The following is a 15,552-nucleotide window of genomic DNA, read 5'->3' on the forward strand; positions in this document are numbered from 1 at the left end:
ATATTACTCCGCCGATCGAATATTTTCATTATTCAATTGCAAGTCTTGTGAATTTGCAATTCCGGTCAAACGTTCTGATCGGATTAATTCGTTAACTTCTTGTTTGGCATCATCTAGCTCTGTCTTTTTTTCTTCAATTTGTGCATTGACTCTTGTCAAATCACTCTGGACCTGAAATAGTTTTGTCTGCATATAGACTACACTAATTGCTAAGACAAGGGCTGTGATGGCAATTGAAAGGTAAAAGGCCTTTTCAACACGTGAAAATTTTTTTATACGAGCTTGTAGCAATTGGCTCGTTGTTCCTCTGTTTTCTGCCATTATTTCCTCTTACTTGTGAATTTTTCTTGCCACTCGAAGCTTGGCTGAGTGGGAACGATTATTGGCTTCCAATTCTTCCTTGCTTGGTAAAATCGGTTTCCGAGATACCAATTCCATTTTGGGCTTGAGATCGTCTGGGATGAAAGGCAAACCTTTAGGAACTTCAACTGTGGAAGCTTCCTTAAATAACTGTTTGGTCAAGCGGTCCTCCAGCGAATGGAAGGTAATCACTGATATTCTGCCATCTAGAGCCAGCATATCCATAGCCTGCTGGATTGATTCATCTGCAGCACCCAGTTCATCATTGACCTCTATACGGATAGCTTGGAAAATTTGTTTGGCTGGGTGGCCTTTTTTCTTGAGCTCCTTTGCCGGTTTGGCAGATTTAATAATCTCTGCCAATTCCGTCGTGGTCTCAATCGGTTTCTGTTCACGCGCCTGTTCAATTTTTCGAGCAATCTGTTTGGAAAACTTGTCCTCTCCATATTTGAAAAAGATTCTTACCAAATCATGGTAGTCGTAGTGATTAACGACTTCATAAGCGGTCAAACTAGCTTCCTGATTCATGCGCATATCCAGCGGTGCATCCTTCTTATAGGAAAAACCACGTTCACGCTGATCCAACTGCGGGCTTGACACACCTAAATCATAACAAATTCCATCAATTTCAGTCACACCTAAGTCATGTAAGCGGTCCTTCAAATGACGGAAATTATCCTTGATGAAGGTGACCATGCCCTTTTCAATGTAAGGCGCCAAACGTTTTTGTGCATTATCAATAGCGTTTTGGTCCTGGTCAAAGGCATATAAATGCCCCTTCTCACTTAACTTACTTAATAAATACTCGCTGTGTCCTGCTCCTCCCAAGGTCGCATCAACGTAAATACCATCAGGTTTTACATCTAGCATATCAATGGTCTCATGGAGCATGACCGTTACATGATGAAATTCTTTTGTCATATCTTATCTATTTTACCACAAATCCGACTAGCTTGCACTCACTAAAGCTAAAACATTCCACTGTTGCTTTATTCCTTATACTCGACAGGCTTCTCAGCTACTTGAGCTAGCCCTGAGTCTACTTCTGGATTCAGGTGATGATGAACTGCCTCTGCCACTGCTCTTGGTATACCAACAGCGACAATCTCATCCACACTGGCTTCCTTGATTTTTGTCAGAGATTTGAAATATTTCATCAAATTCTGCTTGCGTTTTGGACCCAAGCCTTCAATTCCATCCAATTGAGAGGAGAAGGAATTTTTAGAACGTAGTTGTCGGTGGAAGGTAATGGCAAAGCGGTGGACTTCATCCTGAATGCGTTGCAGGAGGAAAAATTCTTGAGAATTGCGAGACAACTCTACCACCTCAAGTGGGTCTCCAAAGAGCAATTCATGGGTTTGGTGCTTGTCATTCTTTTGCAGGCCTGCGATCGGAATATCTAACCCCAACTCTTCTTGAATGACCTGTTTAGCGATATTGACCTGACCCTGACCACCATCGATGACGATTAAATCTGGTGGTGTCAAACCGTCACGCTGGACTCGTCCATAACGTCTACGAATAACCTCTCGCATACTTGCATAGTCATCTGGTCCGACCACAGTCTTGATTTTATACTTACGGTAATCCTTCTTGCTCGGTTTTCCGTTAACAAAAACAACCATGGCAGAGACTGGACTAGTCCCCATAATATTAGAGTTATCAAAAGACTCGATACGGACTGGGGTTGGAATTTGTAGAAGTCGTCCAAGATTTTCAATAGCTCCTTGAGTCTTTTCAACTGATTTCTCTAACAGATTAAACTTCTGCTCTAAACTAACACGAGCGTTTTTGATAGCCAGATTAACCAGTTGCTTCTTCTCCCCTCGTTGGGGCTTGAGAACCTTTGTATCCACCAAAGCCTTGATAGCTTCTTCGTCAATATCTTGAGGGATCAGGATTTCATTGGGAATCAGGTGAGATTTCTCCTGGTAAAATTGCCCCACATAGGTCAAGAAATCCTCGTCTGGATCGTTGTAGTAAGGGAAGAGATTGACATCGCGTTCAATCAGTTTACCTTGACGGACAAAGAAAACCTGAACACACATCCAACCCTTATCCACGTAGTAACCAAATACATCACGGTTTTGGAGGTCTTTAGCCATGACTCGTTGCTTAGTCCGAAGGGTGCCAATAGCCTGAATCAAATCACGGTATTCCGCGGCACGTTCAAACTCCATACTTTGGGCTGCCACAGCCATCTTCTCCTTGAGGTCATCAATGATTTTATCGTCTTGTCCCTTGAGAAAATCAGAGACTTCTTGGGACATAGCTTTAAAATAAGCTTCATCCTTGCGACAAACCGTATGAGCCATACACTGGCCGATATGGTAATAAAAACAAACCTTAGAAGGAGGATTGGTACACTTGCGAAAAGGGAAAATCCGATCCAGAAGTCGCTTGATTTCATTGGCCGCCCCCACATCAGGATAGGGACCAAAATAGAGTCCTCCGTCTTTCTTAACCTGACGGGTAATAATCAAACGAGGATAACGCTCATTGGTAATTTTGATAAAAGGATAGGACTTATCGTCCTTGAGCATAATATTGTATTTAGGCTTGTTTTCCTTAATCAGGTTGATTTCAAGTAGAAGAGCCTCAATATTGGACTCCGTAACGATAAACTCAAAATCCACAATTTCAGATACTAAGGCTTCTGTCTTGGTATCATGACTTCCACGGAAATAGGACCGTACACGATTACGCAGATTTTTAGCCTTCCCCACATAGATGATGGTCCCATTCTTGTCTTTGTGGATGTAACAACCTGGACTAGTTGGCAAGAGCTCCAGTTTTGATTTGATCAAGTTATTCATAGTTCCATTATAGCAAAAACTCCTTACCATTGCTGACATCAAGAAGTCCTATTTGAGCTTAAAAACACTTATTCTCCAGAGCCGTAAAGTTTCTGAACTGCTTGAACATCTTGAGCCTGAATACCATAGTATGACCCCGCTGGCTGCATGACCGAAACTTCATTGGTATGTTCCAAACCAATGGCATGCCCTAGCTCATGCTCTGCTGTATGCAAGATGCGGTCGTAGGTATAGCCATAGTTTTGATTAGATAAATAATAATGATTCAGGCGAACGGTCACTGAAATGAATTGTTTGGTTAGGAGGTTTGTCTGACTCTCCGCCTCACCTGCTACAGCTGTCGAACCATCATTCATTTTGGTAGCGAAAATATTGGCCTTATCCGCTTCTGTTACAAGCTCAAAGTTAAAAGCCCCTGTCTGGTTCCAGTTAGCAATAGCTTCAAGGTAGGCCTTTTGGAAAGTGGCATCCATTTGAGGATCAATATAGATAGTTGCTTGCGCCTTTGACCATTTTGCTCCTGAATCTTGATGATGATCTGTCTGAGACAAACCTTGCAACTTGCCAGTTTCTTGCCATTGTTGCCAACCTGCTTGGCCGACTTGGACCACTTTGCTAACTTGATTTAAAGTAGCAGGTAAATCACCTGTCACATACCAGAGAATCCCAAAAGTGATGAGAATGAAGAAGATAAGCGTCCATACAAGGCGCCAAAACATACGCAAAATCCCTAGTAAAAACCGACATAACACACGAATAATCCAGCCCATAATTGCCCACCTTTCTAAAATAATAAGAACCCATCTTTAAGCCATGGATTCCCATTCTAAAGATAGATTCTTTATTCTACTAAAACAAACTGAAAGAAAGCTAAAATTAAGACAAGCGTTCTTCCAAAACAAAATCGATTGGCAAAGTAGCTAAAAAGCGTTCCAATTGTTTTTCCCAATAATACCACTCGTGGTTACCCGCACTATGACTATAAGTCACATCAAAACCAAGTTTCTTGAGATTCTTCACTGCTAGATTATTGGCAGAATAGAGATAATCTTGTTCGCCACACCAAACCCAGAGTTTGGTCTCCTTGTCTGACTTTTTGGCAAGAGTCTCAAGTGAGTAAGGGCTATTCACCCAATCATTAACTTTGCCAAAAACACCTCGCCAGTAGGCACGCGTTCCTAAATCTTGACTCTCAGGAGAAAACTCTTCAAAACTAAGAGCACCAGAAAAACTAGCTGCATGGGAGAAACGGTCAGTTGACAGTGCTAACTTAAAGGAACCGTAGCCACCCATTGATAAACCAGCAATGAAGGTTTTATCTCGCTCGTTGGTCATATTGGGGAAGAAGCGTTTGAGCACCTTAGGCAATTCTTCTGCTAGAGCTGTGTAATAGTTATAGCCATACTGAGTATCTGTATACCAGCCATTGTTTGTATTTGGCATGACAACAATCAGATTGGTCCCACGTAGCAAGCGCTCTACATTGGTCCGCTTGAGCCAACTATTGTGGTTTCCAGACATCCCGTGAAGGAGATAGAGAACTGGAATATCTTTACTGTTTGGCTCTGTCACCCGAGATGCATCCGGATAGAGTACATTTACTCCCCACTCCATACCTAAAACTTCTGAGTAATACTCAATCTTCATTACTGCCATAACTTGCTCCTTATTGGTTTGAGATAAGAAAAAGCCGAAACTCGACTTTCTCTCTTGCTATTTAATCCTTATTTTGCTTCCATGACCACTGGTAAAATGGCTGGACGACGTTTCGTTTGTTCAAAAAGGAATTTAGCCAAATTGTCACGGACCTTACCTTTAAGATCAGCCCAGTCAAAGTCCTCCCCTTGGAGATAGTCTTCAACTGTTTGGTTCACCAACTCTGTACTTTCGCGCAGAATATCTCGACTCTTCTTGAGATAGACAAAACCACGTGTATGCACTCGTGCTTTGGCAATGATTTTCTTCTCACGACGGTTAACAGTGATAGCCACGATAAAAATACCATCTTCTGACAAGACCTTACGGTCACGAAGAACAACATTACCAACATCCCCAATAGCATTTCCGTCAATCAAGACATCACCTGCAGCAACTGCACCAGACGGGACAAAGTCCCCATGTTCATAAGACATGGTTGTGCCCTTTTTCGGGATAAAAATGCGTTCTGGCAACAACCCAACTGCCATAGCAGCCTTAGCATGAGCATCCAACTCACGGTATTCACCTTGGATTGGGAAAAGATACTGAGGTTGTAAAAGATTAATCATCAATTGAAGATCACGCGCATTCCCATGTCCTGATACACGTAAACTTTGAGTAATCGGTTTAACGACACCACCAGCTTGGTAGACCATATTTTCTACACGTGCCATAACAGCTTCTTTAGCGATTGATGGCGTTGTAACGATATAAACCAAGTCTCCATCCTTGATTTCAACATAGCGGTGACGACCAATGGACATTTTACGGAGTCCATTAATCGGTTCACCCATACGACCGGTTTCAAGGATAATTAATTCGTGGTCTTCAAAACGAGACATATCTTTAGGTTTAATCAAGAGACTTTCGTTAGCCAATGACAATTTTTTCAAGCGAATAGCTGTACGAACGATATTTTCAATATCAAATCCAGTCAAAACAACGCGACGTCCTGTATCTGCAGCAGCATCAAAGACTTGCTGAATGCGAGAAAGGTTACTTGCAACAGCAGCTACAATGATACGTCCATCCCAGTCAGAAATGGTTTGCGTAATTTCATCACCAACTTCACTTTCGCTAGCTACTTGAATATTACTGTCTGCGTTTGCTGAGTCGCTTAGAAGAGCTAAAACTCCTTCGCGACCAATTTCTGCTAAACGACCAAAGTCAGTCGCATATGATTCGCTAGCCGTTTGGTCAAATTTGAAGTCCCCTGTATAAACGATACTTCCTTCAGATGTTTTTAAAACGACACCCAGACTCTCTGGGATAGAGTGAGTTGTGTGGAAGAAGGAAACCTCCGTACCGCCAAAGTCGATTTCTGTATTTTCATCAATAACATGGAAGTCATCGAATTTTTTAGCACTATCATTTCCTTTAACAAAAAGCTTAGCAAGCTCAATTGTCAACTCTGAACCAAAAACAGGAACTTTCACTTCTGACAAAAGATAAGGAAGAGCTCCAATCGCATCCGCATGTCCGTGCGTTAAAAAGACACCTGCAATACGGTCGCTATTTTCAAACAGATATTCCATATTTGGAATAACGACATCGACACCCAACTGCTCATTTTCAGGATATTTTAAACCTGCATCTAAAACAAAGATTGAATCGTTAATTTCTGCGATGTACATGTTTTTCCCGTTTTCACGAACACCGCCTAAAGTTGTTAATTTAATATTGGTCATTTTCCCTCCGAAGTATTACTATAACGTGTTTGTAGAGTCTTCACAACTCTCTTTTTGTAAAAGTCCAATTTACTTTTATCCGAATCTTTTCCTCTCATTATACCATTTTTTTACTAATTTTCAAAATGAAGATAGGATTTCAACTAGAGAACATTCACCACTGATAAAGGAAGTTACTCAGAAATAAAAAAAGATTTAGAAATTCTAAATCTTTTTTTATTTCTAGTTTGGATAAATGTATCTTACAGTACCTTTTGAAGCTGTTGGATTAAACCATCCACGGTAATTTCCGATTGGTTGAGTACCACTACCATCATAGTTTGCTTCCAATACCTGGATAGAATTTTCACTTTGTACATCTGTCACATAAGCAACGTGTCCATATTCACCACCGTCCCAAACGGCGATTGCGCCTACTACAGGCACAGTTCCTGTCCTAAAACCTTGTGCACTAGCATAGATTGCCCAAGTGTTGGCATTTCCCCACCAGTTGCTAGCCCAAGGAGCCATTTCTTTCACGCCCCATGTACACTGACCAATAGGGTATGAGTTCCCGTAGTTTGTAGGAGTATTTATGACAACATCATCAGCTGCTACCCCATTCACAGTACTTGTTGCTTCATAAGCCGGAGCATTATATGTATAGCTAACTTGAGTTGGACCACTCACTTCTAGCACATCACCAGGGTGGATGGTATCAAAAATGCTTTTCCCATTATTAGCTGCCAACTCATAAGGATCCATACCATTTGCAGTAGCAATACCAAAAAATGAATCACCATCTTGGACAACGTAAGAAGCTGCGCTAACAGTTTGAGCACCAACCGTCGCAAAAATAGCTGTAGATGTTAAACCAAGAGTCAGTTTAGCAACTGTTTTTTTCATAACAATTTTCTCCTAAAATTTTATTGATAATTTTTTTTATGTTGATAAGAGAATCATACCTGATTTACATGTCAGTTGTTTTAGATTTTTGTTGTAGTCATGTTACAAATCTGTATACTTTTACTACATAAAGTTAAAAATCACTTACAAAAAGAGACTGAAATAGGTTACTTCAGCCTCCTTATATTTATTTTTTCATCAAGAAATCATAGATTTCCTGTACTGTACCTAGTGCCATCATTTCTTGGTCTTTAACAGTTTGCTTAAGATTTTGATAAATCTGACTTTCAGCAATATCCCGTTTAGTCGCATCTTTATTAACCCTCATCACACCATTTTCAATGGTGACAAAACCAAGCTCTTCAAAAATTTGAATCATCTTGACGAGTAAGATTTGCTCAATTTTGAGATAGGTTGATAAGTCCTTGAGTTTATAACGAATATCAAATTCTGGGAACTGATAGATCGTCTTATAGAGCTTTGCGAATTGCTCTCTTGTGCCATAACCTGTCAAATAGTATGCTTTAGCGATATCATTTTTAAAGTAAATAGCAGAGAAATCCTGTTCTTGCAACACTTGTTTGAGAAGACTGAGATCCTCGGGAATATTTTTTACAACGATTGCTGGGCTAGAAAGCATTTCTGGCAAAGCACTGGTAAAATCTAGGACAGGTACTCCCTCTGGTATCTCTACACTCTTACTACGGATGTTAAAAAGTTGAACACCGTCCACACGGGCATCTACCATCATCAACTGGAGGGTTGTTTGCCCATTCCATTGGTTAACAGAAAGGGTAACTGCCAATTCCAGTTGTTTTACCTGAGAAAACTCTGTAGCCTTTGATCCTTGACCAAAAGCTACTACCTCAAAGCTCGCGGTCCCTTTGGAAATCTTTAATTTTAGATGACTATCTCCCGCTCCCATAGAACGAGCATTTTCAACTTGAAAATCTCGAATATAAAAAACAGGTTTTTGGTTATCCATTCCAAAAGGGGCTAATCGTTCAAAGCTTTTAACCGTCTCTAAACTTAGGCTTTCCAAATCTAATTCTTCATCTAGATATAATGTATTCTTGCCTTTGGCATCTATCCCTTTGTCTTTTACATAGGTTTCTAAAATTTCCGATAAGGCGTCTAGCTGTTCCGCTTCAAGTGTCATACCTGCAGCGCCTGCATGCCCACCAAAGGCGATAAAAAGTTCCCGATGCGGATCCAAGGCTTCAAAGATATCGACGGCTTCAATACTTCGAGCACTCCCCTTGGCACGGCCATCTTCAATATTCAGAACAATAACTGTCTGCCCTAATTCTTCCAACAAGCGCCCAGCTACAATTCCAAGCACTCCTGGGTTCCAACCTTCTTTGGCTAAAACTTGAACACTTTTATTAGGGTCTACCAAGCTTTTAGCTTCTTCATAAATGGCTTGAACTATTTCCTTGCGTTCTTCATTTTTATCTTGAATCATGAGGGCAATCTCACGCACCTCTTCATCATCAAAGCCAGTTAGTAAGTCAATAGCCGGATTGGGATCATCCAAGCGTCCTAGCGCATTCAAACGAGGAGCTAGTTGAAAACCAACTGTCTCTTCTGTAAGGTCACTACTAGAAATCCCTGCAATTTCAAATAGTTCTTGGAGGCCTAGTCTTTGGGTATTGCGCAAAACTTCTAGACCATATTGAACCATAATACGATTTTCATCCGTCAAGCTGACCATATCGGCAATTGTCCCAATAGCAACCAAATCAAGCAACTCAACCTGTACTTCCTCCAAGAGGGCACAAGCTAGTTTAAAAGCCACTCCACAACCAGCTAAATGTTTAAAAGGATAGTCTGATTCAGGATGCTCCGGATGAACGATTGCATAAGCATCAGGTAAAACCTCTGGTAGAGAATGGTGATCCGTTACAATAACATCTACTCCCATAGATTGAGCCAAGTCAATAGCCTCATGGCCTGCAACTCCATTATCTACAGTTACAATCAAGGATATCCCTTGTTGCTCAATGAAGTACTTGTAAACACTAGCATTAGGACCATAACCATCTGTAAAACGATTAGGAAGATAGACTAAACACTCGGCTCCTAATTGTTCTAATGTTTCTTTAAGGATTGAAGCTGATGTCATCCCATCTGCATCGTAATCTCCATAAACGAGAATAAATTCACCCTGCTCTATAGCACGACGAATACGATTCACTGCCTTGTCCATATCGTGGAGAAGATAGGGATCGTGTAAATCATCTAGACTTGGTGCCAAAAAACGAGACAAACTATCTTCATCCTTAATACCACGGCTAAATAATAGACGAGCAGCTTCAGGCCCTAGCCCAGCTTTCTTGGCGATTTTTGTAAAATCCGCATCCTCAACTTGAGGTGCAAATTGCCAATTATAAGTCGGAATAATCAAAATTCATCCACTCTTTCTTACGATTCTATTCATTTATTATAACACGATTTTTAGTTTTTCTCTTGCTAATCTAACCACATTCCTGGCTAAATTCTCAGGCTACTTCAGCTAACACCCAGCATATTTAATTACGAAAAAAGCACCTAAACAACCAAGCTTTTCAGCTTAGCAATTCAGGTGTACCTTATTTTAAAATTTATTCTTTTATTCTTGCTTCTGCATCCGCCACTACTCGGGCCAGACTAGTTTGGCTTAATTCTTCTTCCATGGCTTCTTGAATTTTATCTAACTTTTCATCTAAAACCCCATGGATATTGGATCCTACTGGACAGTCAGGATTAGGATTATCATGGAAACTAAAGAGTTGTCCAGTCTTTCCAAGGCATTCCACCGCTTGATAAATATCCAAAAGACTAATACCCTCAAGATTTTTGATAATCTCTGCCCCTCCAGTTCCACGCGCGACGGAAATCAAGTCTGCTTTTTTCAGTTGGGACAAAGTTTTTCGGATAATAACAGGATTGACTCCAACACTACTAGCTAGAAAATCACTAGTCACCTTGCTTTCCTTCCCTTTTAGGGCAATAATTACCAACATATGTGTCGCAATGGTAAATCGGTTTGAAATTTGCATGCAGTCCTCCTTTATTATTAACAAAGCTCATTCTTCTCTTATATTTATTATATCTCCTATAGTTGTAATGTCAAGAGTTACGACTAAGCCAGTCGTCCAATTCAACATCATGTCCTTGACTCTGGGCGATTTCGTGCAACAAGTCCTGATTATGGGTATGGTGAATTCCATTGACTAAGCTTTCATAGTATACCTCATAGTAGGGCAATTTCAAATCTCTAGCCAATTGTAATTCTGACTCAACATCGTAATCAACACGACGAAAATCTATATCCTTCAAACCTTTTTCATCAAAATCCAAAATCATATATTGCGCCCGCAAATCCTCACGTAGACTTGCTGATAAAAAGAAGGGTTGCCCAATTGAGCCTGGATTTAAAATGAGTTGTCCCTCGCTCCCATAGCGAAGAAATTGCTGGTGAATATGCCCATAAATCGCAATATCACAGTCAGGATTGGTTACCAAACGGTCAAAATCCTCCTGCTTGCCAAGATGGATCAGTTCTCTTCCCCAATTTTTATCCGGCAAATGATGACTTATCCCTACCTTCAGATTTCCAAACTGTCGGTGTGTGTGCATGGGAAAAGCCTGTAGAGCTTCAATATCATCTAGACTAATTTCTTCCATAATATACTGGCATTGGCGCAAGAGGTAGCGATGGCTAGGTCTACTTGTATCTAATTTTCGATGAGCAGCTCGCCATAAACTCTCTTCCCAATTTCCCAGAACTCGAATCGTAATCGGGAAGTCCTCTAATTGTCTGAGAATATTTTTTCGTCCTGTCCCAGGCATGAGAATATCTCCCAAGAGCCAGTATTCCTCAGCTCCTGCCTTCTCTGCATCTGCTAAAACAGCTTCCAGTGCTCTTGTATTTCCATGGATATCTGAAAGTACCGCAATTTTTGTCATATAATCCCCTCTTGCATTCTCTCCTTTAATTATAGCACTCTCAAAATCAAAGTCAAAAAGCATTTTTACTATCATGTTTTACTTTACTTTTTTAGTGAAAAGGATTACAATGAAGGTGATAAGAAATGAGGAGGTTTTTGCTATGACACAACGTTACGAAAACATCATGGTAGCAGTCGACGGTTCTAAAGAAGCTGATTTGGCTTTTATCAAAGGAGTTCAGTCAGCATTACGTAACCAGGCTAAATTAACCATTGCGCATGTAATCGATACTCGTGCTCTTCAAAGCATTTCAACATTCGATGCAGAAGTTTACGAAGAGTTACAAGTCGAGGCACAAGAGTTAATGGCAGAATATGAAAAGCGTGCAAGAGACGCTGGTCTTAAAGATATTCAAGTTGTCATCGAAATGGGAAATCCTAAAACTCTTTTGGCTAAAACAATCCCTGATCAAGAACACGTTGATTTGATTTTGGTTGGAGCAACAGGGCTTAACGCCTTCGAACGTTTGCTTGTCGGATCTTCATCAGAATATATCCTACGCCATACAAGCGTTGACCTTCTCGTCGTCCGAGACAAGGATAAAACTTTATAATTAGACTAAAAAAAGGAGCCAGTGCGCTCCTTTTTATTGTTTATTTTTTCTTTCTTTATGACGTGCATAAGCTCTAATCTGACGCTCAAGTTCCTTTTTGATTGCAGGCTCTGGAGCGTACTTTTCTTTCCAGTTATCTGGTTTCAAAATTTTGTGGGTTACTGGATCAAAATGAGCCTTACCATCTGGGAAGATTTTACCCATGTTTGCCTGATGGACAATCTCAAAGATTCTCTCTGGGTCTACCCCCATTAAAACGAAACTTCCATAAGTAAAGTAGAGCGTGTCAATCAAAGCATCCACTTGACCAACGAGGGTTTTCTCAGCTGGTGTTGACTGAGATACTTTTTCGGCAGCTATATCAAGTGCTTGGTGTAAATCCTGCACAGCTTGTTGAAATTCCTCTTCAGAATTGCTTGCAGCACGGACAAATTCAACTAACTCTTCAATCTTAAAACCCGCACGGTGGGTCGCCCCTTCTAAATCCCAAGCTATAGGTTCTTCTTGAGTTCGCTCATCCATCATACGATGGAAGGTCTTAACCTTGTTGAAATGATAGTCACGACTGACAAAGACTTTTTCAGAAGCCAAGACTCCAAAATATTCCAAAGCCTTGTGAATCCCATCATTTTGGTTGCTGGCAGTAATATGCTTAGCAACTTCTTTTACACTGCTACTACCATTTCCCATGGCAACAGACATACCAACACCAGCCAACATTTCCAAGTCATTATCCGAGTCCCCAAAGGCCATGACTTGGTTGAGTTCAAAACCATACTCTTTTCCGACACGGCGAATCCCCTCTAACTTAGAATTCCCTTGATTGATAATATCGGCCGCGAAAGGATTACTTCTGGTGAACTTCAGTTTGTTTAATTCTTCAGCAGCATGGTTAGTCTCCTCAGGCGTCATCAACATAAGCACCTGATAGATCGGTTGGTTGATTAAGTCCAACAAATCATCTTCCTTCTGAGGAAGGGCCTTACTGACCATACGATTAAAGGAATGACTAACAGTACGAGTCAAAAATTTAGGTACAAATCGACTAACTAGCTGTGAAAGAGGGCTGAGTCCAAAGGACATAATCCGAGAACCGACAACGTCTTGTCGCGTTCCCATGGCAATCTCTTTTCGATTTTCCTTGGCATAAGAGATGATTTGTCTGAGGCTTCTCTTATCAATAGGGCTAGAAAAAAGAACACGATCTTTGTTAAAGATATATTGGCCATTGTAGGTCACTGCAAAATCCAGATCCAAATCATCCATCAAATCCTTAACAAAAAAAGGTCCTCGCCCTGTTGCTACCCCAACAAGCACCCCTTGTTCTTTCACAATCTTGATAGCTTCCTTAGTGGACTTCAAAACACTCTTACTATCATTTACAAGCGTTCCATCAATATCAAAAAAAACGGCTTTGACTTCCATCCTATCTCATTCCTTTCTTTTATGATACAATGATTATACCACAATTCAGAAAAAGTGAGTGAATCATGACTAAGAAAATCCTTGTTTTACATACTGGTGGTACTATTTCCATGCAGGCAGATGAAGCTGGAGCTGTAAGAACTAGTGCTGACAACCCTATGAATCATATCTCTAATCCACTTGAAGGCGTCGAAGTCCATTCCTTAGATTTTTTAAATTTGCCTAGTCCACACATCAAGCCCAAGCATATGTTAGCTCTTTACCAAAAGATTAAACAAGAAGCAGTTGCATACGATGGGGTTGTCATCACACATGGGACAGATACTCTAGAAGAAACAGCCTATTTTCTCGACACCATGGAGGTCCCTCAAATACCTATCGTTTTGACAGGGGCTATGAGATCTTCCAATGAACTGGGAAGTGATGGTGTCTATAACTATCTTAGCGCCTTGCGTGTTGCGAGCGATGACAAGGCTGCAGATAAGGGTGTGCTAGTCGTTATGAACGACGAAATTCACGCTGCTAAGTATGTGACCAAGACGCATACGACGAATGTTAGTACCTTTCAAACACCGACTCATGGGCCACTTGGGCTCATTATGAAGCATGAAATTCTCTACTTCAAAACGGCAGAACCTCGTGTTCGTTTTGACCTTGATCACATTCAGGGATTGGTTCCTATCGTACCTGTTTATGCAGGCATGACCGAAGAGCTTCTCGATCTGCTTCCTGTCGATCAGTTAGATGGACTGATTATCCAGGCTTTTGGAGCTGGGAATGTTCCTAAAGAAACTGCCCAAAAACTGAAATCTCTCTGTCAAACAGGACTTCCTATTGCACTCGTTTCTCGTTGTTTCAATGGGATTGCAGAACCTGTTTATGCCTATGAAGGCGGAGGTATTTGCCTTCAAAATGATGGTGTTTATTTTGTAAAAGAATTAAATGCTCAGAAAGCACGTCTTAAACTCCTTATTGCAATTAATGCTGGACTAAAGGGCGACCAACTCCGAGCATATATGGAAGGATAAGAAAAATCCCAAGAAATCAATGATTTCTTGGGATTTGTTTTTAGTCTTTACGTGTTGATTTACGCTCTGTCAAACCGTGAGGGAGAAGAACTTCACGTTCCTCCAACTCTTCTTTATGCATAATCTTCGTCAACATACGCATACTAATCGCACCAAGGTCATACAAAGGTTGTGCGATAGTTGTCAGATTTGGTCGAGTAAAGCGAGCAACTTGCGAATCATCACTCGTAATGATTTCAAAGTCTTCTGGTACTGTGACTCCATGGTCAGCTAAGCCGTTCAAGAGACCTGCCGCCAATTCATCACCAGTCACAATAGCTGCTGTTGCTTTCGAAGAAACTAAGCGTTCTGCCAAGGCATACCCATCATCATAGCGATATTTTGATTCGAATACAAGACCTTCACTATAGTTGACTCCAGCCTGTTTCAAAGCTTCCTTATAACCAACCAAGCGAACTTTACCATTAATATCATCTACTAAGGGACCACTCACAAAAGCAATCTTTTTATTACGTTTCAACAAATGACGAACAGCATCCGCAGTAGCATTCTTATAGTCGATGTTAACACTTGGAAGTTGGTGTTCAACATCCACTGTTCCTGCAAGAACGACAGGAGTACGTGAGCGTGAAAACTCTGAACGAATCTTCTCTGTCAAATGGTAGCCCATAAAGATAACACCGTCAACTTGTTTTGAAAAGAGTGTGTTCACTACGGCTACTTCTTTTTCATCATCTTCGTCACTATTAGCAAGAACGATGTTGTACTTGTACATCTCTGCGATGTCATCAATCCCTTTTGCGAGAGCAGCGAAATAAGTGTTAGTGATATCAGGAATGACAACCCCAACTGTTGTTGTTCGTTTGCTTGCCAAGCCACGGGCGACTGCATTTGGACGATAGTCCAGGCGTTCAATAACCTCTAGAACTTTCTTACGAGTGTTCTCTTTGACGTTTTTGTTGCCATTGACTACACGACTAACGGTTGCCATTGAAACTCCTGCTTCTCGGGCAACATCATAAATCGTTACTGTATCATCTGTGTTCATACCATTTCCTTTCTAATGTTGAAAATTTTGTTTTCATGTTTACACTACCTTTAGTTTA

At 40.8% G+C, this 15,552-nt stretch carries 14 protein-coding genes; 2 read left to right on the forward strand and 12 right to left on the reverse strand.

The window, feature by feature from the left end:
• Positions 1-3 precede the first annotated feature (3 nt).
• From ftsL to TZ94_RS04470, 10 genes are all read right to left on the reverse strand, one after another.
• Positions 4-321 (reverse strand): cell division protein FtsL, encoded by a 318-nt coding sequence (gene ftsL, locus TZ94_RS04425; protein ID WP_045614557.1) that lies wholly within the window; start codon positions 319-321, stop codon positions 4-6.
• A gap of 9 nt (positions 322-330) precedes the next feature.
• Complete coding sequence (gene rsmH, locus TZ94_RS04430) at positions 331-1,281, reverse strand: 16S rRNA (cytosine(1402)-N(4))-methyltransferase RsmH (protein ID WP_036754792.1); 951 nt, start codon at positions 1,279-1,281, stop codon at positions 331-333.
• A gap of 68 nt (positions 1,282-1,349) precedes the next feature.
• Positions 1,350-3,176: an excinuclease ABC subunit UvrC gene (gene uvrC / locus TZ94_RS04435; RefSeq protein ID WP_045614564.1), complete on the reverse strand. Its 1,827-nt coding sequence runs from the start codon at positions 3,174-3,176 to the stop codon at positions 1,350-1,352.
• 68 nt (positions 3,177-3,244) lie between these two features.
• Complete coding sequence (locus tag TZ94_RS04440; RefSeq protein ID WP_045614566.1) at positions 3,245-3,946, reverse strand: M57 family metalloprotease; 702 nt, start codon at positions 3,944-3,946, stop codon at positions 3,245-3,247.
• Positions 3,947-4,052: 106 nt separating this feature from the next.
• The gene (locus TZ94_RS04445) at positions 4,053-4,832 is read right to left on the reverse strand and encodes an alpha/beta hydrolase (RefSeq protein WP_045614567.1); all 780 of its coding nucleotides are present in this window, start codon (positions 4,830-4,832) and stop codon (positions 4,053-4,055) included.
• Positions 4,833-4,900: 68 nt separating this feature from the next.
• A complete protein-coding gene (locus TZ94_RS04450; protein ID WP_045614569.1) occupies positions 4,901-6,562 on the reverse strand; it encodes a ribonuclease J in 1,662 nt (553 codons plus the stop codon).
• A 222-nt stretch (positions 6,563-6,784) separates the two neighbouring features.
• Complete coding sequence (locus TZ94_RS04455) at positions 6,785-7,447, reverse strand: COG3942 and LysM peptidoglycan-binding domain-containing protein (protein ID WP_045614570.1); 663 nt, start codon at positions 7,445-7,447, stop codon at positions 6,785-6,787.
• A 187-nt stretch (positions 7,448-7,634) separates the two neighbouring features.
• Positions 7,635-9,854: a single-stranded-DNA-specific exonuclease RecJ gene (gene recJ, locus TZ94_RS04460; RefSeq protein WP_045614572.1), complete on the reverse strand. Its 2,220-nt coding sequence runs from the start codon at positions 9,852-9,854 to the stop codon at positions 7,635-7,637.
• A 196-nt stretch (positions 9,855-10,050) separates the two neighbouring features.
• The gene (locus TZ94_RS04465) at positions 10,051-10,488 is read right to left on the reverse strand and encodes an Rrf2 family transcriptional regulator (protein WP_045614573.1); all 438 of its coding nucleotides are present in this window, start codon (positions 10,486-10,488) and stop codon (positions 10,051-10,053) included.
• Between the two features lie 70 nt (positions 10,489-10,558).
• Entirely contained in the window at positions 10,559-11,398 is an 840-nt protein-coding gene (locus TZ94_RS04470) for a metallophosphoesterase family protein (RefSeq protein WP_045614575.1), read from the reverse strand.
• A 142-nt stretch (positions 11,399-11,540) separates the two neighbouring features.
• Here TZ94_RS04470 and TZ94_RS04475 point away from each other — a divergent pair, with 142 nt between their 5' ends.
• On the forward strand, positions 11,541-11,993 hold the full coding sequence (locus TZ94_RS04475; RefSeq protein ID WP_006155803.1) for a universal stress protein: 453 nt from the start codon (positions 11,541-11,543) through the stop codon (positions 11,991-11,993).
• Between the two features lie 33 nt (positions 11,994-12,026).
• Here the strand turns inward: TZ94_RS04475 and TZ94_RS04480 are convergent, their stop codons facing one another.
• Positions 12,027-13,418 carry a Cof-type HAD-IIB family hydrolase gene (locus TZ94_RS04480; RefSeq protein WP_045614580.1) on the reverse strand — a complete coding sequence of 464 codons (1,392 nt, stop codon included), beginning with the start codon at positions 13,416-13,418 and terminating at the stop codon, positions 12,027-12,029.
• 65 nt (positions 13,419-13,483) lie between these two features.
• Between TZ94_RS04480 and TZ94_RS04485 the strand changes: the two genes are divergently transcribed.
• Complete coding sequence (locus TZ94_RS04485) at positions 13,484-14,446, forward strand: asparaginase (protein WP_045614584.1); 963 nt, start codon at positions 13,484-13,486, stop codon at positions 14,444-14,446.
• A 40-nt stretch (positions 14,447-14,486) separates the two neighbouring features.
• Here the strand turns inward: TZ94_RS04485 and ccpA are convergent, their stop codons facing one another.
• On the reverse strand, positions 14,487-15,494 hold the full coding sequence (gene ccpA, locus TZ94_RS04490; protein ID WP_045614587.1) for a catabolite control protein A: 1,008 nt from the start codon (positions 15,492-15,494) through the stop codon (positions 14,487-14,489).
• Positions 15,495-15,552 lie beyond the last annotated feature (58 nt).

The sequence above is a fragment of the Streptococcus infantis genome (assembly GCF_000960085.1).
GTDB lineage: Bacteria > Bacillota > Bacilli > Lactobacillales > Streptococcaceae > Streptococcus > Streptococcus infantis_C.

What these genes read in the sequence shown, in the direction of transcription:
- ftsL (WP_045614557.1), bottom strand. Translation starts at nt 321, where the DNA reads ATGGCAGAAAACAGAGGAACAACGAGCCAATTGCTACAAGCTCGTATA.
- rsmH (WP_036754792.1), bottom strand. Translation starts at nt 1,281, where the DNA reads ATGACAAAAGAATTTCATCATGTAACGGTCATGCTCCATGAGACCATT.
- uvrC (WP_045614564.1), bottom strand. Translation starts at nt 3,176, where the DNA reads ATGAATAACTTGATCAAATCAAAACTGGAGCTCTTGCCAACTAGTCCA.
- TZ94_RS04440 (WP_045614566.1), bottom strand. Translation starts at nt 3,946, where the DNA reads ATGGGCTGGATTATTCGTGTGTTATGTCGGTTTTTACTAGGGATTTTG.
- TZ94_RS04445 (WP_045614567.1), bottom strand. Translation starts at nt 4,832, where the DNA reads ATGGCAGTAATGAAGATTGAGTATTACTCAGAAGTTTTAGGTATGGAG.
- TZ94_RS04450 (WP_045614569.1), bottom strand. Translation starts at nt 6,562, where the DNA reads ATGACCAATATTAAATTAACAACTTTAGGCGGTGTTCGTGAAAACGGG.
- TZ94_RS04455 (WP_045614570.1), bottom strand. Translation starts at nt 7,447, where the DNA reads ATGAAAAAAACAGTTGCTAAACTGACTCTTGGTTTAACATCTACAGCT.
- TZ94_RS04465 (WP_045614573.1), bottom strand. Translation starts at nt 10,488, where the DNA reads ATGCAAATTTCAAACCGATTTACCATTGCGACACATATGTTGGTAATT.
- TZ94_RS04470 (WP_045614575.1), bottom strand. Translation starts at nt 11,398, where the DNA reads ATGACAAAAATTGCGGTACTTTCAGATATCCATGGAAATACAAGAGCA.
- TZ94_RS04475 (WP_006155803.1), top strand. Translation starts at nt 11,541, where the DNA reads ATGACACAACGTTACGAAAACATCATGGTAGCAGTCGACGGTTCTAAA.
- TZ94_RS04480 (WP_045614580.1), bottom strand. Translation starts at nt 13,418, where the DNA reads ATGGAAGTCAAAGCCGTTTTTTTTGATATTGATGGAACGCTTGTAAAT.
- TZ94_RS04485 (WP_045614584.1), top strand. Translation starts at nt 13,484, where the DNA reads ATGACTAAGAAAATCCTTGTTTTACATACTGGTGGTACTATTTCCATG.
- ccpA (WP_045614587.1), bottom strand. Translation starts at nt 15,494, where the DNA reads ATGAACACAGATGATACAGTAACGATTTATGATGTTGCCCGAGAAGCA.